Annotated in this window: 16 protein-coding genes; 11 read left to right on the plus strand and 5 right to left on the minus strand. The window is 43.5% G+C overall.

Translation table 11 applies throughout. The features are described 5' to 3' along the window. Window positions 1-79 precede the first annotated feature (79 nt). The 4 genes from ACEN9X_RS24235 to ACEN9X_RS24250 form a co-directional block, all read right to left on the minus strand. Complete coding sequence (locus ACEN9X_RS24235) at window positions 80-1,525, minus strand: TolC family protein (RefSeq protein WP_413667575.1); 1,446 nt, start codon at window positions 1,523-1,525, stop codon at window positions 80-82. Between the two features lie 12 nt (window positions 1,526-1,537). Next, window positions 1,538-4,702: an efflux RND transporter permease subunit gene (locus ACEN9X_RS24240; RefSeq protein ID WP_413667576.1), complete on the minus strand. Its 3,165-nt coding sequence runs from the start codon at window positions 4,700-4,702 to the stop codon at window positions 1,538-1,540. A 75-nt stretch (window positions 4,703-4,777) separates the two neighbouring features. Beyond that, entirely contained in the window at window positions 4,778-5,920 is a 1,143-nt protein-coding gene (locus tag ACEN9X_RS24245) for an efflux RND transporter periplasmic adaptor subunit (RefSeq protein WP_413667577.1), read from the minus strand. Window positions 5,921-6,037: 117 nt separating this feature from the next. Continuing rightward, window positions 6,038-6,439: a hypothetical protein gene (locus tag ACEN9X_RS24250; protein ID WP_413667578.1), complete on the minus strand. Its 402-nt coding sequence runs from the start codon at window positions 6,437-6,439 to the stop codon at window positions 6,038-6,040. Between the two features lie 248 nt (window positions 6,440-6,687). Here ACEN9X_RS24250 and ACEN9X_RS24255 point away from each other — a divergent pair, with 248 nt between their 5' ends. From ACEN9X_RS24255 to ACEN9X_RS24305, 11 genes are all read left to right on the plus strand, one after another. Next, on the plus strand, window positions 6,688-8,301 hold the full coding sequence (locus tag ACEN9X_RS24255; protein WP_413667579.1) for a Na+/H+ antiporter: 1,614 nt from the start codon (window positions 6,688-6,690) through the stop codon (window positions 8,299-8,301). An 81-nt stretch (window positions 8,302-8,382) separates the two neighbouring features. Next, window positions 8,383-9,114 carry a hypothetical protein gene (locus ACEN9X_RS24260; RefSeq protein ID WP_413667580.1) on the plus strand — a complete coding sequence of 244 codons (732 nt, stop codon included), beginning with the start codon at window positions 8,383-8,385 and terminating at the stop codon, window positions 9,112-9,114. Continuing rightward, the gene (locus tag ACEN9X_RS24265; protein WP_413667581.1) at window positions 9,072-9,548 is read left to right on the plus strand and encodes a peroxiredoxin family protein; all 477 of its coding nucleotides are present in this window, start codon (window positions 9,072-9,074) and stop codon (window positions 9,546-9,548) included. Before ACEN9X_RS24260 ends, ACEN9X_RS24265 begins: the two co-directional genes overlap by 43 nt. 115 nt (window positions 9,549-9,663) lie before the next feature. Next, window positions 9,664-11,007, plus strand: coding sequence for a deoxyguanosinetriphosphate triphosphohydrolase (locus ACEN9X_RS24270; RefSeq protein WP_413667582.1), 1,344 nt, complete (start codon window positions 9,664-9,666; stop codon window positions 11,005-11,007). 127 nt (window positions 11,008-11,134) lie between these two features. Further along, entirely contained in the window at window positions 11,135-12,037 is a 903-nt protein-coding gene (locus ACEN9X_RS24275; protein ID WP_413667583.1) for a helix-turn-helix domain-containing protein, read from the plus strand. 455 nt (window positions 12,038-12,492) lie between these two features. Continuing rightward, window positions 12,493-13,080, plus strand: a complete 588-nt coding sequence (locus ACEN9X_RS24280) for a TetR/AcrR family transcriptional regulator (RefSeq protein ID WP_413667584.1) — start codon at window positions 12,493-12,495, stop codon at window positions 13,078-13,080. A 101-nt stretch (window positions 13,081-13,181) separates the two neighbouring features. After that, window positions 13,182-14,354 carry an efflux RND transporter periplasmic adaptor subunit gene (locus ACEN9X_RS24285; RefSeq protein WP_413667585.1) on the plus strand — a complete coding sequence of 391 codons (1,173 nt, stop codon included), beginning with the start codon at window positions 13,182-13,184 and terminating at the stop codon, window positions 14,352-14,354. Window positions 14,355-14,402: 48 nt separating this feature from the next. After that, window positions 14,403-17,558, plus strand: a complete 3,156-nt coding sequence (locus ACEN9X_RS24290; protein WP_413667586.1) for an efflux RND transporter permease subunit — start codon at window positions 14,403-14,405, stop codon at window positions 17,556-17,558. A gap of 36 nt (window positions 17,559-17,594) precedes the next feature. Further along, on the plus strand, window positions 17,595-19,004 hold the full coding sequence (locus ACEN9X_RS24295) for an efflux transporter outer membrane subunit (protein WP_413667587.1): 1,410 nt from the start codon (window positions 17,595-17,597) through the stop codon (window positions 19,002-19,004). 251 nt (window positions 19,005-19,255) lie between these two features. Beyond that, window positions 19,256-19,855 carry a TetR/AcrR family transcriptional regulator gene (locus tag ACEN9X_RS24300; protein ID WP_413667588.1) on the plus strand — a complete coding sequence of 200 codons (600 nt, stop codon included), beginning with the start codon at window positions 19,256-19,258 and terminating at the stop codon, window positions 19,853-19,855. Between the two features lie 4 nt (window positions 19,856-19,859). Continuing rightward, a complete protein-coding gene (locus ACEN9X_RS24305) occupies window positions 19,860-20,456 on the plus strand; it encodes a TetR/AcrR family transcriptional regulator (protein WP_413667589.1) in 597 nt (198 codons plus the stop codon). Here the strand turns inward: ACEN9X_RS24305 and rpiA are convergent. Beyond that, on the minus strand, window positions 20,453-21,148 hold the full coding sequence (gene rpiA, locus ACEN9X_RS24310) for a ribose 5-phosphate isomerase A (protein ID WP_413667590.1): 696 nt from the start codon (window positions 21,146-21,148) through the stop codon (window positions 20,453-20,455). The genes ACEN9X_RS24305 and rpiA overlap by 4 nt on opposite strands. Between the last annotated feature and the right edge of the window lie 220 nt (window positions 21,149-21,368).

Below are 21,368 nucleotides of genomic sequence, written 5' to 3' on the forward strand. Positions count from 1 at the left end.
TTTTAAAAGCTTCAGAAATCAACATAACAAAAATGGGTACCCGTTATAAGTACCCATTTTTGTTAAAGTCAAGTCTTTATTATCTCCAGCCGCCACCTACAGCCTGGTATAAGTTAACCGAGCTTAAAAATATATTACGTTTAATACCGGCCAGTTCAAGTTCGGCATCAAGTACGCTGCGTTGTGCTGTTATTATTTCAAGGTAATTAGCCCGCCCAACAAGGTACAGATCGTTGGCAACAGACAGGGCGTTATTTAGTGATTGTAACTCCTGCTGTTTAAACTCAAAAGCGCGGTTGAAATTCTCTATCCCGCTCAGGTTGTTTTTCACTTCCTGAAATCCTGACAGGATACTTTTTTGATAATTGTAAACCGCTATTTTCTGTTCGGCAATGGTCCGCTCATATTCGGCTTTGATAGCTTTGCGGTTAAAGATAGGGGCGGTGATGCCTCCTAAAATACCATATGTAAACGAAGCCGGGTCAAATAACAGGTTTGCCCTGAAACTGTTGTATCCCACATATGGAGTTAAAGTAAAGGTAGGGAAAAAGTTAGCTCTTGCTGCTTTAATGTCGGCATTCATGGCGGTAAGTTCCAATTCAGCGCCACGGATATCAGGCCGGTTCAATAACATTTGCGAAGGAACACCCGTACCAATCACTACAGGTAACTTGGTTTTCATGATAGAAGTATCCCGTGTTACCACCCCTGAATAGCTTCCGGTTAAAAAACGAAGTTGGTTCTCGGTTTCGGTGATTTGTTGACGGGTGGTATATTCCAGGCCTTTAGTACGGGATAGCTGTGCCTCAAATTGCTGAACTGCCAGCTCTGTAGCACGGCCACCGAGTTTTTGGATTTTAACAATCTCCAGCGCGTGTTCCTGAAGTTTGATGTTCTTTTTAATGATGCCCTGTTCGGTATCATAAGCCAGCAACTGGTAATAAAGCCCCGCAATTTGGGCTGTGAGTGCGGTTGTAACCAAACGATAACCGCTTTGACTGGCCAGGAAGCGGGCGAAAGCGGCCTTTTTCTGGTTGCTCAGCTTGTCCCAAAGGTCAACCTCCCATGAGCTTTGAAAACCCAGGAAATAGTTAGGCACCGGGTTGGGGATATGCTGATCGCTATTGATGTTATTTGAAAAATTGGTATCATAATTACCCACGCCGTTTTGCGTGTAATCGCCATATTTTTCAACTCCGGCATTAGCAGCAAGGTTTATGGTAGGTAATAGCTTTGAAGAGTTGAATCTTATGTTAGCCCGTGCAGCCTCAACCCTTTGCAGGGCGCTTAGCAGATCGGGATTTGCTTTAAGGGCAGTGTCAATCAGGTTAACGAGCCTTTGATCGGCAAAAAACTGAGCTACCGGCAGGCTTGCGACGGTGGCTGTATCTGTATTATTGTTAAATGTTGACGGCAGATTATCGGCTACTTCCTGGCCCGTGACCGGTTTATAGCTTTTACAGCCGGCCATGATCACCAGCAAAAGTGTCGTGTTAAGTATATAGAAATTTGCTTTTTTTAGCATTGCAGGTCTTAATTAATTGTTGACGATATCGAGCTCATGATGAGTTACTTCTGTGGTCGACTTGTTCTTTTTATTCCGTTCGGCTAAACCGGCGAAGATGACATATAAGCCAGGGATAAGGATCAAGCCGAAAATGGTGCCCATCAGCATCCCTCCGGCAGCGGCCGTACCGATAGAGCGGTTACCCATGGCACCCGCACCGCTGGCCACGCAAAGCGGGATCAAACCGGCTATGAACGCCAGGGAAGTCATCAATATCGGCCGCAAACGGGAAACCGCGCCTTCAATAGCTGCTTTTAAAACGGTAAGTCCTTCTTTTTGCCTTTGGATAGCAAACTCAACTATCAGGATGGCGTTTTTACCCAGCAAGCCAATTAGCATTACCAGGGCTACCTGGGCGTAGATGTTATTTTCGAGCCCGGTTATCTTCAAAAAGAAGAATGCGCCGAAAATACCGGTAGGTAATGATAGGATAACCGGAAGCGGCAGCAAAAAGCTCTCATACTGGGCAGCCAGTAACAGGTAAACGAATATTAAACAGATCACAAAAATATAAATAGCCTGGTTGCCTGACAGGATCTGCTCACGCGTCATACCCGACCATTCAAAGGCGTAACCTTTCGGTAGTTTTTCGGCAGCTATCCGTTCAATGGCTTTAATCGCGTCGCCGCTACTGAAACCTTTATCAGCATCACCGGTTACCATGGCCGATGTGTACATATTGTAACGGGTAAGCTGCTCTGGGCCAAATACTTTCTCCATTTTTATGAACGTAGAAAATGGCACCATTTCGCCTTTATCATTCTTAACCTGCAGGTTTAAAACATCTTCCGGTCGCGACCTGTATTCGGGCGAGGCTTGTACCATCACCTTATACATTTGCCCGAACCTTATAAAATTGGAAGCATAAAAACTACCCATCAGTGTTTGCAGGGTCGACATGGCCTTATCAACAGTAATACCCTTTTGCGCCGCCGTTTGTTGGTCAACAGAGATCATATACTGCGGAAAGTTAGGGTCGAAACTGGTAAATGCCCCCGCAATCTCTGGCGAAGCATTAAGCGCATCGACAAAGTTTTTGGTAACATCGGCAGCCTTTTGTAAATCACCCTGGCCACTTCGGTCAAGTACCCGGATCTCGAAACCGCTGGCATTACCAAAACCAGGAACAGTAGGTGGCGGGAAGAACTGGATAGAGGCGTCGCCGATATTCTTTGTTTTGGCAGTCAGCTCGGCAATGATATCCTCCAATGATTCACTGCGTTCGTCCCATGGCTTAAGGTTGATCATGGCCATACCGTATGAGGCACCGGCTATCTCATTCACCAAACTATAGCCCGAAAGGGTTGAAACTGATTCGATAGATTTCATCGATTTGGTTTTGGCTTCAATCTCTTTCAAAACCTGTTCGGTACGTTCAACCGTTGCGCCGGCAGGTGTGGTTACGTTTACGTAAAGCATACCCTGATCTTCCGTAGGGATAAAACCCGTTGGCAAAATAGCACTGGTACCCCAGGTTAGTATGAAGAAGCCTGCCAGTAGCATCAAGGTAATTCCCTTACGAGGCGACAGATAGGTCATGAAAGTGGAATACTTCCCTTGTAACCTATTGTATTTATCATTAAAGCCACCAAAAAAACGCTGCATCAGGCTTTTCTTTTTGGGTGCGTGATTGTGCTTGAGCATAATAGCACAAAGGGCAGGAGTAAGCGTTAATGCGTTTACACCCGATATCACAATGGAGATAGCCAGCGTAAGCGAAAACTGCCGGTAAAACACACCAACCGGTCCCGACATGAAGGCCACCGGAACAAACACAGCCGACATTACCAAGGTAATGGCCACAATTGCCCCGCTGATCTCGCGCATAGCGCTAATCGTGGCATCCATGGCGTTCATGTGGTTTTCGGTCATCTTTACGTGTACGGCTTCCACAACAACAATCGCGTTATCCACCACGATACCTATAGCTAACACTAATGCAAATAATGTAAGCAGGTTAATGGAGAAGCCCAGCATCTGCATAAAAGCCAGTGAACCAATAAGGGCCACAGGTACTGCTAAAGCAGGGATCAACGTTGACCGGAAATCCTGTAAAAAAATAAATACTACAATGAAAACCAATATGAAAGCCTCAACCAGCGTACGTAATACTTCATGTATAGATGCATCCAGAAAGCGGGATACGTCATAGTTTACGTTAAAGGTCATCCCGGCCGGGAACGAGCTTTCTTTAAGCTCGGCCATGCGAGTTTTGATGTTATTGATAACGTCGCGGGCGTTTGAGCCGGGACGTTGTTTTATCATGACTGATGCCGAAGGCTTGCCATCAGTATTGGATACCATACTGTAGGTTAACGACCCAAATTCAACATCAGCAATTTCTTTCAATCTTAATACCGAGCCATCTTCTTCGGCGCGGATCACAATGTTTTCGTATTGCTTAGGTTCAAAAAATTTACCCGGATAGCGCAATACATACTGCAGCATCTGCGGGGTTTTATCCGAGCTTTGGCCGGTTTTACCCGGTGCAGCTTCAACGTTTTGCGCACGGATAGCATCTATTACCTCATCGGTTGATACCTTGTAGGCCATCATCCTGTCGGGCTTAAGCCATACACGCATGGAGTATTCTTTAGCGCCCATGATCTCGGCCCTGCCTACACCATCAATTCGCTTAAGTTCCTGTAAAACGTTGATATCCGTGAAGTTATAAATGAACTTTTCGTCCATGCTGGTGTCCTGGCTCATGATGTTCAGGTACATCAGCATACTGTTTACTTCTTTCTCTGTAGTAACTCCGGCTTTAATAACCTCTTCCGGCATTTCGTCAATAATGGTGGCTACCCGGTTTTGAACGTTCACCGCAGCCTGGTCGGGATCAATACCCACGTTAAAATAGATCTGGATTACTGTCAAACCGTCGTTACTACAAACGGTAGACATGTAGGTCATGCCCGGAACGCCGTTGATAGCGCGCTCTAGCGGAGTAGCCACGGCTTTGGCACACACCTCAGCATTGGCGCCGGTGTAATTAGCGGTAACAGTTACCGATGGTGGCACGATATCCGGGAATTGTGTAACGGGCAGTGTTATCAAAGCCAGCACACCCAGCATGGTAATTATCAATGAGATAACAAGCGACAGCACTGGCCGCTTTATAAAAGTTTCGAACATAGTTTGTTAGGGTAAGTGTACAATAAACCTGTGCCGCGCGTTTACGCGGCAGGAAATGGAAACATGGGCAATTGATTACTTCATTGCCAGTAATGAATCTTTTGCCATTTTCCGTGGTTTTATGATCATACCGTCACGTACGTTCTGTGCTCCCTGAAACAAGATCCTGTCGCCAGCCTTCAAGCCGTCTTTTACAATGTAATAGGTAGAAAAACGGGTTTGCGGCAAAAATGCCTGCATGTGCAGTTTATTGTTCTTGTCAACTATGTATACGTAACTTTTGTCCTGGATATCAAATACCGATTGCTGTGGCACCATGATCACGCTATCAGCTTTAGTTGAGATGTAAAGTTTACCGGTAGCGCCATGCCTTAACAGCTTGTTCGGATTGGGAAACTTTGCCCTGAAGTTGATAGAGCCTGTTTTTTGCTCAATTTCGGCTTCTACAGTTTCTATTTCGCCCTGGTAGGGGAAGTCAAGCCCATCGGCTAACACCAGCTTAACCTTATCGCTTGTTTGGCCTGGTGCAGATTCTTTTTTGCGGATATATTGCAGGTATTCATTTTCGGGAAAACTGAAATAAGCATACATCGAGCTGATGTCCGAAAGGCTGGTAAGCAATGTGCCCTCATCAATTAAACTGCCCGATTTAAGCGGGATCCTGTCGATGATGCCATCAAACGGCGCACGGATGTAAGTATAGGCCAATTGGTCTTCGGCGCTTTGCACCATGGACCGGGCTTCTTCAATGGTTGCCTTGTCGGCATTCATTTTTGATTCGGCAACTTCAAGTTCTGATTTGGAAATTACTTTCTTGTCAACCAGTAGTTTAACCCGTGTTACTTCAAGTTCTGTTGCCTTGGCATCGGCCATGGCGTTACTTAGTGCTGCTTTAGCTTTTGATAGGTTTACTTTAAATTCCTGGTCGTTAAGTTTAAACAGCAGCTGGCCTTTTTTAACCTGCTTGCCTTCGTCAATAAATATTTTTTCGAGGAAGCCGCGAACACGTGAGCGGATCTCGATATTTTTTTGCGCCTGAATATCGGCAACATATGATTTTTGAAGAACTGTATCTCGTGTATTTAAGGTAAGCACAGGTAGCTGAAGGGTATCTGAAGCAGCAGTTTCGCTGCTGGTTTTAGCTTTTGAAGAGCAGCCCGTGACAAATATACCGGCAACTATGGCCAGTAAGGGCATATAAATAATTAACCTTTTCATTTTTTCCGAATGGGGGTAATAGGCAAAGCAGTGCATATCACGTACTGTTAGCCAATGTTAAATTTGATTGTTTAAAACAGGGGTTTGCCGCGAAAGGCATTTGAGACGGAAAAAGGATCAGAACGGACTGAGCCTGAAAAGGAAATTATAATATGCAGGCAAAAAGCCCTTAATGGATTTATTCTGATTGTGCTGTTTTGCTGTTGTTGATATAACATCGGCCAGTAAAAGCTGTTGGCCTGGTAATAATGCCGACGAGTAGTTTACCCTGCTGGGTAAAAAGCGGATAACGTTACGGGTATGGGCAGCTTCGTTGCCATCAGAATCAGGTGAATCATCCTGTACTTCCTGCTGCTGAATTTGGCCGATAATCCTTTGATGGGTTAGGGAAATTAAATCGGCAGACCGGCCTGATTTTTTGTAGTGCGTTAAAATTGATTCGGCGTTAGCAGGGGCTACAGCTAATGCAAGCTGGAAAAAAAATAATGCAAAGAATATTTTTTTTATCGTCGACGCCATGATTGCGAAATTACCAAAATTTTTGAAGCTATCGAAATGACTTTGTATTTTTTTTGATATAAAATGACTTTATTTTTATTTTTTATTGCTGTTTTTTAGGATTTTATCTTTTTGAGTCTCAATTTTTTATTCAAAAATTACCTCAATGTTATCAGAACAGTAAAAACTATTATTTGTTCGGATTTTCTTAATGTGCTTAATACAAGCACCGGTAAACTTTACTCGCCGAATAATTGTATTTTAGCTACATGCTGCATCATGTTATTCTTCAATGTACCTGCCTGTTAGCCGTTATCCTTTTTGTGGTAATGCTGGCGCAAAAAATCAAAATAGCTTATCCTATATTACTGGTTTTAGTTGGCCTGCCGCTTGGCTTCGTTCCTTTTTTAAAAGGCATCGAAATCCAACCCGACCTGATCTTCGTGATCTTTCTGCCTCCTCTACTATATGAATCGGCCTGGAATACTTCCTGGAAAGACTTCTGGAAATGGCGCCGGGTGATCTCCAGCTTCGCGTTTTTGATCGTTATTTTAACTTCCTGCCTAATAGCCTTTGTATCCAATAGCCTTATAGCGGGTTTTACCTTGCCGCTGGGTTTCCTGCTTGGAGGGATCATTTCGCCGCCCGACGCCGTATCGGCCAGCAGTATTCTTAAAAACATCAAAGTACCCAAGCGGTTTATTGCTATTGTTGAGGGTGAAAGCCTCATGAACGATGCATCGAGTTTAGTGATATTCAGATTTGCCCTTGCAGCGGTGATTACCGGTAAATTTGCTTTTGGGCAGGCCGCTTTAAGTTTTGTATTGGTTATTGTGATGGGCGTTGTTATTGGTTTGGCTGTGGCGCTGATATTTTATACCATACACCGATGGCTGCCAACTACGGCCAACATTGACATTATCCTTACGTTTATTACACCATATGCCATGTATATGGCGGCGGAAGAATTTCACTTTTCGGGAGTATTGGCTGTAGTAAGCGGGGGATTGTTCCTTTCATCACAAAGGCATGTGATACTAAGCTATCGTAGCAGGTTGCAGGGTATAAATGTTTGGGAAACAGTAGCTTTTGTTTTAAATGGTTTTGTGTTTATACTGATAGGGTTAGAATTTCCGGTAGTTATAAAAGCCCTCGGTCCTGACGGACTTAAACCGGCAATAAACTATAGTTTGATTATAACAGGTGTATTGATAGTGGCCCGTTTGGCCAGCACCTATGGAGCTACAATATTTACCATATTTATCAGCCGTTACATCACCACAGCCGACCCAAGTCCGGGCTGGAAAGGACCATTGTTATTAGGCTGGGCGGGCATGCGAGGGGTAGTTTCGTTAGCAGCAGCCTTAAGTATTCCGGAGCTTTTACCCTCGGGGGCAGCTTTCCCTCAGCGGAACCTTATCTTGTTTATCACATTTGTAGTGATCATGTTTACCCTGGTTGTACAGGGGCTTACTTTGCCAATATTGGTAAAGCTTGTAAATATGCCTGATCGTGATTACATAGGTTCGCCGGAGCAGCAAAAGCAACTGGTAAGGAAGAAATTATCAAAGTTAGCTCTGCAAATACTTGAAGATAAATATGCAGATCATCTGACCGGGAATGATATGGTTAAGGCATTTAAACTGAGGCTGAGCGCAGATATGGAACTCCTGAAGGATTGGGAGCAGGAAAATAGCGAACAGCGTGCTGATTCTTTTTACCATGATTACCGCATGATCTTAAATGACGTGATGAATCAGCAGCGCACCCTGCTGTTAACCCTTAACAAAAAGGAAAACATCAGCGATGATATCGTAAAGCAACAACTGGACCTGCTTGATCTGGAAGAGGAGAAGTTTCGGCAGCATTTTGAGGTGGTGTAAACTGAAAAATAAAGGATTTAAACGTTAAGAGAATAAGCTGTATTGGTTTGCGTTATAACGATAACTTAAAACCTATTACAAATGATGCCCACAAACATTAGGAAATTTATTAAAGCATCCATCTTAATCATTCTTGCTTTATACAGTGGAAATTTATGTGCACAAGTTGCCCTGGTTCAAAAAACCATTGATAATTTAAAGAGCCATAGAAATTTCAGCTACCAATCTACCAGCAGAGTCAAGGAATTTTTCACGAGCGATACCGTAACAAACCAAACCGAAAATATTATATTAAATGCACCTGAAGATAAAACTTTAGGCTACCTGTATAAAACAACAACTCTGTACAAAGCCGATAATTTAACATTGACAAGTTTATACAACGGGAAAAATTTAATAACAATAAACCCGACAGACAGCTCTTATCGCATAGATGAACTACAGCCTGTCATTGTGCATAACGTTCTTACTGATTTAAATTGGATTAAGGATTTTATAATGAGAAAGCCATCTAAATTAACAACGAGCGCAGATACAGCTATAAACAAAATAGTTTGTTCGCACCTGATTGTTAATACTCGTGATACCGTTGTCAATAAAGAGCACTTGTATACCTATATCCATTTATTTATCGGGAAAACATCAGAGATACCGATTAGCATTAAACGGTACTCAAGAAGTGCCGGCATTGGGAATGGAGTTACAAATTTTTACGCAGGAGACTTTTTTTTGATTACAAGTTTGATCAGGATGAGGTTAGCGCAAATGATTTGGTTATTCCGAATGGGTTTCATAAAAAAAAGGAAGAGGTAGAAGTTCCATTACTCGCGCCAGGAACAATAGCTCCTGATTGGGTTTTAGATGCTACAGATGGCAGCAAGAAATCATTAAGCCAGTTAAAGGGTAAGGTTATATTGCTCGATTATTTTTTCATTGGCTGTTCTGGTTGTATGTATTCTCTTAAACCACTTAATAGCATTCACGAAAAGTATAAAAATCAAAACGTGGCGATAGTTAGTTTAACCGAACGTGACAGTAAAAAGGCTGTTGTTGAATTTCAAAAAAATTACAATATCAAATACCCTATCTACATAAATGGACGTGATGCCGTTAAATCATATCATGTAACCGGTTTTCCTACTTTGTATTTTATTGATAAGGAAGGGAAGATAGCCAATATAATTGTTGGGTATAGTGACGACTTTGAGAAGAACGCGACTTCATTGATTGATAAATTATTGAAGTAAGTAACCTAAAACCAGCCTGAATGGCGATGATATGATTTTCTTTAACCAAATCATTAACCTGTATTTCTTTCCGGTATAATGGCTACTTTTGCCGCCCTATACACATCATACTATAATGAACTGGGATCAACTATTATCGGCAAAACGCTGGGGTTACGAGGATAAATATATTGCAAACCATATCGATGCACGATCGGAATTTCAGAAAGATTACGACAGGATAATTTTTTCGTCTCCATTCAGAAGGTTGCAGAACAAAACCCAGGTTTTTCCTCTTCCGGGGAGCGTTTTTGTACATAATCGCCTTACGCACAGTTTAGAGGTAGCCAGTGTAGGGCGCTCATTGGGCCGTATGCATTTTAACAGGATGCTTAAGGAAAATCCCGAAGTAGAAAAGAAGTATCCGCTTATCAGCGAGATCGGTAATATGATAGCGGCAGCTTGCCTGGCCCATGATTTGGGTAACCCCGCTTTCGGCCATTCGGGCGAATCGGCCATCTCACATTATTTTGCAGAAGGCGATGGCAATGGTTATAAGGATACTGTTACTCCACAGCAATGGGAAGATCTGACTCATTTTGAAGGTAATGCCAATGCTTTAAGATTATTAACACATCCGTTTGCCGGTAAAGGCCGGGGGAGTTTGGCGTTAACTTATTCAACCATAGCTTCCATTGCAAAATATCCATGCTCATCTGTAGCGGGGCATAGAAAGGGTATAATCCATCGAAAGAAATATGGATTCTTTACTTCTGAACAACAGGATTTTGAAAAGATAGCCCAAGATTTGGGTTTGATCAGGGTAGAGGATAATGAACTTGTTTACAAAAGGCACCCATTGGTATACCTTGTTGAGGCCGCGGATGACATTTGCTACAACGTTGTTGATCTGGAAGATGCTCATCGCCTTAAAATACTCTCCTATGAAGAAGTGAAGGCCTTGCTGATGCCCCTGTGTACTATTCCCAGGATGGGGGAGCGATTGGAGGAATTTGACGATACTGACGCCAAAGTGGGCTATTTGAGGGCAATAGCAATAAATACCCTGGTAAATCAATGTTCAAACCTGTTTTATGACAAGCAGGATGAGATCATGAATGGCGATTTTAATTCGGCGTTGATGAATGCGATCGAAGAACCGTTGCGATCTGCCATGAAGGCGATTGAAAAGGTATCTGTAAAAAAGATCTACAACTATAGCTCAGTAGTGCAGAAGGAAGTTGCGGGTTACAAGGTGATGGGCGGTTTATTGGAAGAGTTTGTTCCGGCTTATTTAAAAAACAATTCAAAATACCACGAGAAACTGATCGAACTGATCCCCAAACAATTTTTAACCAAGGCGGAAGACGATTATTCAAAGATCCAGACCATCCTTGATTTTGTTTCGGGAATGACCGACCTGTATGCTGTTGAATTGTTCAGAAAAATTAAAGGGATTTCGTTTCCTTCGATGAGCTGATACACACGAATTCCTTAGCGGGGCATTTATATTGAATCGAAATACACGGATTAGCCATCTGGTAGAATTCGCGTAATTCGATTTTATTCGTAATAATTAGTGCAAATAATAGTTATTATTGCTTACTATGCCGAAAGAGATCCTGCCTGTACAGATGCATACCATGGAGCAAATGCTTGCCCCGCTTGGTATTACCAATCAGTATAAAGGTCTGCATATTATGTCGTTTAATCCGGGGGATATTGAGGTGCCTATTTTGCATCCCTTCCGGTCAGATCATTTTTTTTTAATGCTTGTTCATGAAGGTGAGGCATCAATCAATGCGAACCTTTTGGAGTACAATTTAAAAAAGAATAACATCCTGATGGTAGCCCCCAATACTGTTCGTCAGTTTTTGAATGTTTCACCGGATTGCAGGCTTACCTCGATCATATTTACCTCAGCTTATCTATCTGGTACCAGTATCCACACGAAAAATGTAGAAGCCTTTGATTTTTTATCATCGCAGGTAAATCCTCTACTGGTTATTGATGAGGAGTCGGCCGATACGCTTATATCGATTATGAAAATCCTTGAAAGTAAAATGGATAATCGTAATGATCTGGCATTCCAGGGTGAAGTTGTGTTAAGCATATTTACGGCTTTTATTTATGAGATTGGTGCGCTATATCAAAAGCAACAAAAAATAGCCGAAGTAAAAGGTACACGAAAGGAAGAGCTGACTTTTCGGTTCCTAAAAATCCTTCCGCAGCATTTTAAGGAAGAAAGAAGCGTGCAGGCTTATGCTGCTATGCTCAATATCACCCCTAAATACCTTTCACAAGCCGTAAAAGAAATTACCGGCAAAACCGCAGGCGAGTTTATCGACGAGATCGTGATTCTGGAAGCTAAAGTTGCCCTTAACGATCCGGCGTTAACCATAGCCCAGATTGCTGCCTATCTTAATTTCGCCGATCAGTTCTTTTTCAGCAAGTTCTTCAAAAAACAATGCGGTATCAGTCCCAGTAAATATCGCCAAATACCTCAATAATAAACGATTATTATTTCGAACGAGCCCTTGGGGGGATCGCGCACCGGTGGTGAGGAGAAATCTTCTACAAGCGTCGCTGCAGTTATGAATGGCGGATAAGATTTCTCCTCGCGCCCGGCTTTTCCCTGCGCTGGCTCGTTCGAAATGACATTTTTTGTTATATGAAAACTTGTCGGCACATCGTAGCTCTCCGGAGGAGTTCTCTCCGCTCAATCTCAAAGATCCATTAAATAATAGATGCTGTTGTGATTTTCATCGCAAATTAAAAGTGTCGTTGCAACCCTGCAATCAAAATTACCATTCTATTACAATGTTTTCGGCAAAAACGACTTTTTGACATATCGCACCATCCTTCAAACATTCTGCAAAAACGATAATTGAGCCAATTTTGCCCTGTCATCAATCATTGATGCCATCGGGCATAATAGAGTGCCTGATTAAATGCCGTTTGTTTTATGCCAATAAGGGATACAGGTGCCGAGCAATTAATTAAGGACACCGCTAAACATATTTTTTTTGCCGAAGGCCGGCTCCATGCTAATACCCAGGATATTGCCGATGCGGCTGGGGTAAGCCGCACTTTATTAAACTACTATTTCCGCACCAAGGATGTCTTAATTGAACAGGTGTTTAGAGAAGCTATGCTTGCTTTAACTACCCGTCTTGACGCTGTCATGGCGTCTGATCAGCCATTTAAAAAGAAAATAGAGAGCTTTATTGATCTGTTTTTAACCGAGTCAAATGCCTATCCCTACCAGGAAACCTTCCTGATCACCGAGATCAATTCAAACACCTGTAAATACGCTTACGAGATTAAGCCGCATCATATCAGTATGTTCCTTGAACAAATTGAGGCCGAAATGGCGGCAGGCAATATTGAAAAGATGAACCCTATGCATTTTGTGCTGAACCTGTTCTCGCTGATGTCATACCCGCTTATCATGAGCCCGATCTATAAGAAGTCGTTTAACCTGAGTGATGAAAGTTACACCCGCCTCATTGTTGAACGAAAGAAGATGATCTGTAAAATGATTTTCCGCTAAAAAATTTACCCTGTGATTAACGCAAATGTTAAACAAAATAATCAATACGTACCACAATGCCTTTTATTTCAATTCATTCCAATAGCTACAAGTTTATATTTATGAAAAATACAGTTCAACTGCTAACCGGCTTTAGTGCCGCCTTAATTTTATTATCGTCATGCGGCGGTGGTCAAAACCAGGGTGCTGCAATGGCCGCAGGCGGCCCGCAACCGCCCCAGGCTTACCCGGTTTTTAAAATCAGTTTACATGATGCTACACTGAACAGCGAATACCCCGCCACTTTGCAGGGGCAACAAAATATCGATATCCGTCCGAAAGTTGACGGTTACATAGATAAGATCTATATAGACGAGGGCAGCGTGGTAAAAAAAGGCCAGTTGCTGTTCAAACTCAGCGCGCCGCAATATGCCCAGGACGTTAATACGGCCACAGCTGCCATCAGCAGTGCCGAAGCTGATGTAAGCGCGGCTGAGCTTCAGGTTAATAAAACCAAACCCCTGGTTGAAAAAGACATCATCAGTCACTATGAGCTTGAATCGGCCGAGTACACTTTAAAGGCCCGTAAAGCTGCTCTTGCCCAGGCAAAAGCCAGTTTAGCCAACGCAAAAACCAATTTAGGTTACACTGTAATCACCAGCCCGGTTGACGGTGTGGTTGGCGCTATTCCTTATAAATTAGGAAGCCTTATTACCGGCTCAACAGCGCAGCCTTTAACAACGGTATCAAACATTGGCAAGGTGTACGCATACTTCGCCCTGAATGAAAAACAATTGCTTGATTTTTCAAGGACAGTAAAAGGCAGCACTATGAACCAAAAATTAGCGAATACGCCGCCTGTTTCACTGGTATTGCCAGATGGAAGTACTTACCCCGAAAAAGGTAAGGTTGAAACCATCAGCGGGTTGATCAACACCGAAACCGGGTCGGCAAGTTACAGGGCAACATTTCCTAACCCTATTGGTCTGATCCGCAGCGGCGGAAGCGCCACGATACAAATCCCCCAAACAATTAAAGATGCCGTGCTGATTCCTCAAAAAGCCGCCTACGAATTGCAGGGAAAACATTTTGTTTATGTAGTTGACGGCAAAGGGGCAGTTAAGAATACCGAGGTAAGCGTGATGGATCTTACCGCAGGCCAGTATTATGTAGTTACTGATGGTCTTAAAGCCGGCGATACCATTGTTACGGATGGTGCAGGCAGTTTAAAAGACGGTATGGTTATCAAGCCCGAGGCACAGGACAATGCCGCAGTATACAAGGATCTAAAATAATTTAACAGCACCTGCCTGGGCTTTTTGCCCGGCATCAACATAAATAATATGTTACGTACATTCATTGAAAGACCAGTACTATCTACCGTAATATCGGTAATTATAGTAATACTGGGTATCCTGGGCCTTACCACTTTGCCCATATCCGAATACCCCGATATAGCGCCGCCTACGGTGCAGGTATCAGCATCATACCAGGGCGCCAACGCCGAAGTGGTAATGAAAAGTGTTATCGTACCGCTCGAAGAACAGATAAACGGCGTGGAGAAAATGACCTACATGACCTCGACAGCAAGTAATGATGGCAGCGCGGTTATCACGGTATATTTCAAACAAGGCACGGATCCCGACCTTGCTGCGGTAAACGTGCAAAACAGGGTATCAAAAGCTACCAGCCTACTTCCTGCCGAGGTTACCAAGGCGGGTGTTACCACCAGCAAGCGCCAGAGCAGCATGGTGATGGTATTTTCCCTGTCGAGCGATAATAAAAGCTACGACGAGAAATTTCTACAAAACTATGCCAACATCAACCTGCTGCCACAGATCAAGCGTATCAACGGTGTAGGTGATGCCTCATCATTTGGCATACAGGATTACTCCATGCGTATTTGGTTAAAGCCCGATGTAATGGCTACTTATGGCCTTGTACCGGATGATGTGAACAATGCCCTTGCCGAGCAAAATATTGAAGCAGCGCCGGGTAAAGTAGGAGAGAACGATAACCAATCGTTTCAATATGTATTAAAATATAAAGGCAGGCTCACCAGCGTGCCCGAGTTTGAAAACATCGTGATCCGCTCATCAACGAAAGGGCAGCTATTGCGTCTGAAGGATATTGCACGGGTAGAGCTTGGCGCGCAAAGTTATGCCAATGCCACTACCATGAATGGCAAACCGGGTATAGCCATAGCCATTTATCAAACAGCGGGTTCAAATGCGCATGAGTTAATTAAAAACTGCGAGCAAACTATTGAAGCGGCTTCAAAAACATTCCCGACCGGCATTAGCTATACATCCCTTTTTAGCGTTAATGACTTTTTGGATGCCTCTATAGAAAAAGTTGTACATACGCTGATAGAGGCCTTCGTGCTGGTGTTCATTGTGGTATTTGTATTCCTTCAGGATTTCCGCTCTACACTGATCCCGGCAATTGCGGTGCCTGTGGCCATTGTGGGTACTTTCTTCTTTCTGCAATTGTTTGGCTTTACCATTAACCTGCTTACGCTGTTTGCCATGGTGCTGGCTATTGGTATTGTGGTGGATGACGCCATTGTGGTGGTTGAGGCCGTGCACGCCAAGCTTGATCATGGGGCTAAGTCGGCAAAAGCCGCCACTATTAGTGCCATGAATGATATCAGCGGCGCTATTGTATCCATTACTTTGGTGATGGCGGCTGTATTTATCCCGGTTTCGTTTATTACAGGCTCAACCGGTGTGTTTTATAAACAGTTTGGTTTAACGCTTGCTATCGCGATATTAATCTCGGCAGTAAACGCTTTAACATTGAGCCCGGCATTATGCGCACTGTTGTTAAAACCGCATCCCGAAGGTGAGCACCATAAAACCGGTCTTTTGCAGCGGTTTTATACAGCTTTCAATACCAGCTTTGATACGCTTACCCGTAAGTATAAAAAATCGGTTGGCTTTCTTGCTGCAAAAAAATGGCTCGCTATTGCGGGGATCGCCGTTTTTGGTTTGATTTTCTGGTTCCTGCTTAAAACAACACCATCTGGTTTTGTACCTAACGAAGATCAGGGATTTATTATTGGCGATGTGTCCTTACCGCCCGCTTCATCATTAGAGCGTACTACCCAGGTTATCGACCAGGTATCAGGTATGGTAAGATCACTACCGGAGGTAGAGTCGACTATCAGGGTTGCTGGCCAGGGCATCTTGAGTGGTGCGGGCGGTTCATACGGCCTGATCATGATCAAGCTGAAACCATGGGATAAACGTACAGCCAAAGGAACGGATGTGAATACTGTTATCGGTAAACTTTTTGGTATGACAGCCGGAGTTAAAGGGGCTACTGTTCTGTTTTTTGCTCCGCCAACTTTACAGGGCTTTGGTAACAGCAGTGGTTTCGAGTTCCAGGTACAGGATAAAACCGGCGGCGATATTGTGAAATTTGCCGAAATAAACGGCAAGTTCCTTGGTGCATTAAATCAACGCCCCGAAATCCAATATGCATCTACATTCTTCAATACCAACTTCCCCCAGTATTTGGTTGATGTTAACGTAGCCAAATGTAAAGATGCGGGCATAACCGTAAACTCGGTATTAAGCACGTTGCAGGGATATTTTGGTGGTGTTTATGCTTCTAACTTTAATGAGTTTGGCAAGCAATACCGTGTAATGATCCAGGCCGATGCCGCTTACAGGGGCACCACCGGCAGCCTCAACAATATGTATGTGCGCAATGCCAATAATACCATGGCGCCTATATCAGAGTTTGTTACGCTGAAAAGGGTTTACGGTCCGGAGTCGATCAACCGCTTTAACCTGTTCACCTCAATCTCAGTAACAGGTGCGCCGAAACCAGGTTTCAGTACGGGCGATGCCATTAAAGCAATACAGGAAGTTGGGGCTAAAACACTGCCTGCCGGTTATGGTTTCGAGTTTTCAGGGCTTACCCGTGAGGAGATTGCAAGTGGCAGCCAAACCATTTTCATTTTTATGTTGTGTTTGGTGTTTGTGTACTTTTTGCTGAGTGCGCAGTACGAGAGCTATATCCTGCCGTTTGCAGTATTGCTTTCACTGCCTATAGGTTTGGCCGGCGCGTTTATCTTTGCCAAAATCTTCGGCATTCAAAACAATATTTATTTGCAGATCACGCTCATCATGCTCATTGGCCTGTTAGCCAAAAATGCCATCCTGATAGTGGAGTTTGCCGTAGCCCGCAGGCGCAGCGGAGAAAGTATTGTACAGGCTGCTATTGATGGTTCGGTTGCCCGTTTGAGGCCTATTTTGATGACATCCTTTGCGTTTATACTCGGGTTAGTGCCATTGATGCTTGCGTCAGGTGTTGGTGCCGAGGGTAACCGGTCGATAGGTACAGGCGCTGTAGGGGGGATGGTTGTTGGTACCGTATTCGGTGTGTTTGTGATCCCGGTGCTGTTCATCATTTTCCAATCGCTTCAGGAACGCATAAGCGGCAAACCTACTCCGGAAGAAATAGAAATTGAAACCGAAACGGTAGCCTGATAACAGAGTTTTTAAGAAATAATAAAGAAGCATACAATGATCTATTCATATAAACGGCAGATACTGGCTACGTTGGCAGCAACGGCAGTATTTGCCTCATGTGTAACAAAAAAATATCAGCAGCCGGTAGTAAATACCGATAAGCTTTACCGTGATACCACCATCAGCGATACTACGTCAATGGCTAATATGCCGGTGAACCAGCTGTTTTCAGATACCGTACTGGTAAATCTGATCCAGGAAGGCCTGCGTGAAAACCTCGATTTGAAAACTGCTGTGCAGCGTATTAACGAGGCTCAGGCAACATTTAACCAAAGCAAGGCAGCTTATCTGCCAAGCCTGGAGGGAAGCGCATCAGCTACAAGGGCAAAAACATCGGCGGCAAGTTTAAACTTTCCGCCGGAGTTTGCCAGCTCGTTCAATCTTAAAACAACCACCTACCAGGCAGCCCTCAACACCAGTTGGGAGGCCGATATCTGGGGCAAATTGAGCAGCGCAAAAAGGGCGGCCTTAGCGTCGCTGCTGCAAAGTGATGCGGCGAAAAGGGCAGTACAAACCCAGCTGATAGCCGATATTGCAAACGCTTACTATAATTTGCTGGCGCTTGATCAGCAATTGGCTATCACCCAACAAACGCTCACCATACGGGTAAAAGATGTAGAAACTGTAAAAGCCCTGAAGGAAGGTGCGGTTGTAAACGGCGCGGCTGTTGTACAAAGCGAGGCTAACCGTTATGCTGCCGAGGTTACTATTCCCGATCTTAAACAAAGTATCCGCGAAGCGGAGAACGCGTTAAGTATTTTACTGGCAAGGGCTCCGGGTACCATCAAGCGCACAAGCCTCAATGAGCAGAAACCCATTGCAGATCTGAAGACCGGTATTCCTTCACAACTGCTGAAAAACCGCCCTGACGTACAGGAGGCAGAGTTTGCTTTCAGGAGCGCGTTTGAAAATACCAACCTCGCACGTACCTATTTTTATCCGCAGCTTACCATAACCGGGCAGGCGGGTTTATCAACCCTGCAGTTGAAAAACTTTTTTGATCATTCCATCTTTTACAATTTTGTTGGTGGTATTACCCAGCCTATTTTTAATAAAGGCCAAAACAGGGCACGTTTAAGAACTGCGCAGGCTCAGCAACAGGAGGCATATTATGCTTACCAAAAATCATTGCTTACAGCAGGGCAGGAAGTAACCAACGCACTGTTCTCTTATCAAAATGCAATCGAAAAGCAGGGCTCAAGAGCTAAACAGTTACAGGCACTTGAAAAGTCGGTTGATTATACCAAAGAGTTGCTTCGCTACAGTTCGGCAACTAACTATACTGATGTTTTAACTTCCGAACAAAGCCTGCTTGCGGCGCAATTAAGCGGCGTTAACGACCACTTGCAGGAGTTGCAGGCAATAGTTAACCTTTACCGCGCCCTGGGCGGCGGCTGGAAATAAACAGGTTTTTAATTCCCCTGTTATTCATGAAGCCCGGTTTGCTATTGAGCAGCCGGGCTTCTTTTATTACTGGTGGTGATTTTGACATATTTTGAAGTTGTTTAAACATTTATTATCTATGCCAACTAATTGATATTTAAAAAACCTGTTACAATACCATTGTCTATAAATTATGTTAATAAATAATGTATCTAATTATTTATTAATGAGTAAATTAAGGTAAAATATGCTTGTAGCTACGAGGTTAAACCATGGGAAGTAAAGAACGGATATTGCGGCAAAAGGACGATACCCGCCGAAAAATACTGGATGCAGCATTGGATATGATTAAATGCGAGGGATGTGATGCGTTAAGTATGCGAAAACTTGCCGACCATATTGAATATACAGCTCCCGCTATTTACGAGTATTTTGAAAGTAAAGAGGCCTTATATACCGAGCTTGCCCGCAAGGGACACCTGAAACTTACGGCTTTAGTGAAACAGGCAAAAGAAGGGCATACCAAAGCGGCAGAACAAATGGAAGCCATGTGGTTAGCCTACTGGGATTTTGCCGTTACTTATAAGGAGCTTTACCAACTGATGTTTGCTGTAGGTACCGGCTGCAGCCCGGTAGAAAACCGGATAGCCGAAGCATTGGTTTTTCCTGAACTGGTTTCGGAAGTGATACGGGCGCTGTATGCACCCCGGGAGGTAAGTGATGAGGAAGTTCAAAAAAAATACTACACCTATTGGGCGGTAATTCATGGGCTGATAGCCATTAACATGATCCAGCTTACCCGGGATGAAAAAATGAACCAGGAAATCCTGATTGGCGCCATCAGGGGGATCAACGCTTTGATAACAGGATAAAGCTATGGTTGATAAGGAGCGGATCTTAAGCGGGTGTGAACAGCTTTTTCTGGAAGCGGGCATAAAAAGTATCACCATGGATGATATTGCCCGGCATTTGGGCATCTCCAAAAAAACAATTTATCAGCATTTCAGGGATAAAAAAGAACTTGTTACCACGCTGGTAAAACAGCGGCTTGCCGATGATGAGGCCATGCTTTGTGCTATTATTAGTGATACTGGAAATGTGATGGATGAGATGGTTGAGTTAACCCGGTGTACAGGAGAAATCTTTTCGAGGGTAAACCCTGCTGTATTGTTCGATTTGCAAAAGTATCATCACGAAGGCTGGGGATTGTACCTGCAATTTAAAACTGGCTTCCTGGTAAATATTATCGAAAAACTTTTAAAAAAGGGTATTGATCAGGGCTACATCCGCCCCGAAATTGATGCAAGGATCATAGCCATGATGCGGGTTAACCAAATTGAACTTGGTTTTAACGCTTCTGTATACCCTCATGCTGAGTTTAATTTATGGGATGTGCAGCTACAGCTTTTAAACCATTTTAACTATGGCGTTTGTACCATAAAAGGTATAACGGTTTTAAATAACGCCGATTAAACCTTTTGTTGAGGTAAAATAGTCCTGATCCCGTTTTCTCCTGCTATAATCGCTTTGGTTGCTATTTGATAGAATAAAGAGTGTTCAACAACACCCGGTATCATTTTTACAAGTGTATTTAATTTAGCAGGTTCAGGTAATTCAGTAAACAGTACATCCACCAGCATATTGCCATTATCTGATATCAGCGCGCCATCTTTTTGATTGCTCATACGTTGTGTAAGCGTAGCAGCAGGGAAAAGTGCACTTAGCTTTGACAGTACAATTTGTAAAGCCTGCGGCAGGATTTCGATAACAAGCGGATAAGTTGCATTAAGCAGAGGCGAAAATTTTCCTTCATCACCCAGTAAAATAAATTCCTGTGCCATTGAAGCCAGTATTTTTTCGGTAGTATGGATGCCGCCGCCGCTTTTCAGTGCATTGAGCTCGCTGTCAAACTGATCGCAGCCATCAAAGTAGATATCAAGTTTATGAAGCAACGCCGGCGACTGGATCCGTAACCCGTGCTTGTTTAATAGTTGTGTTGTTTTAAATGATGATGATGTAAATGTTAACGAAGCTGCAAGCTCAGGGTTTTGAGCTAACATATTAACCAAATGAGCTATGGTGCTTCCGGCTCCCAAACCGATAGTTTGGTTGGGGCTTATTAAGGTTAAAGCGGCTTTTGCTGCTTCCAGTTTGTAATCAATCATGGCGCTAAGATACAGCACCAGCCGCTAATAACCCCGGTCAAATTATTTCTTTTAGTCGTCTATGCCCTCCCATAAGTGCTGGGTATGATGGGCTGATATTGCCTGTGTTTTCATGTTATATTAATCGTTATTTTATTCTTCTGTTATGTTTAAAGATTGCTGCAATTGCTTAGTTCATCTTATACTAATGCAGACGAATGAGCAGCAAAAACATTTTAAA

Origin of the sequence: Mucilaginibacter sp. Mucisp86 (assembly GCF_047324315.1) — a bacterium.
Taxonomy (GTDB): domain Bacteria; phylum Bacteroidota; class Bacteroidia; order Sphingobacteriales; family Sphingobacteriaceae; genus Mucilaginibacter.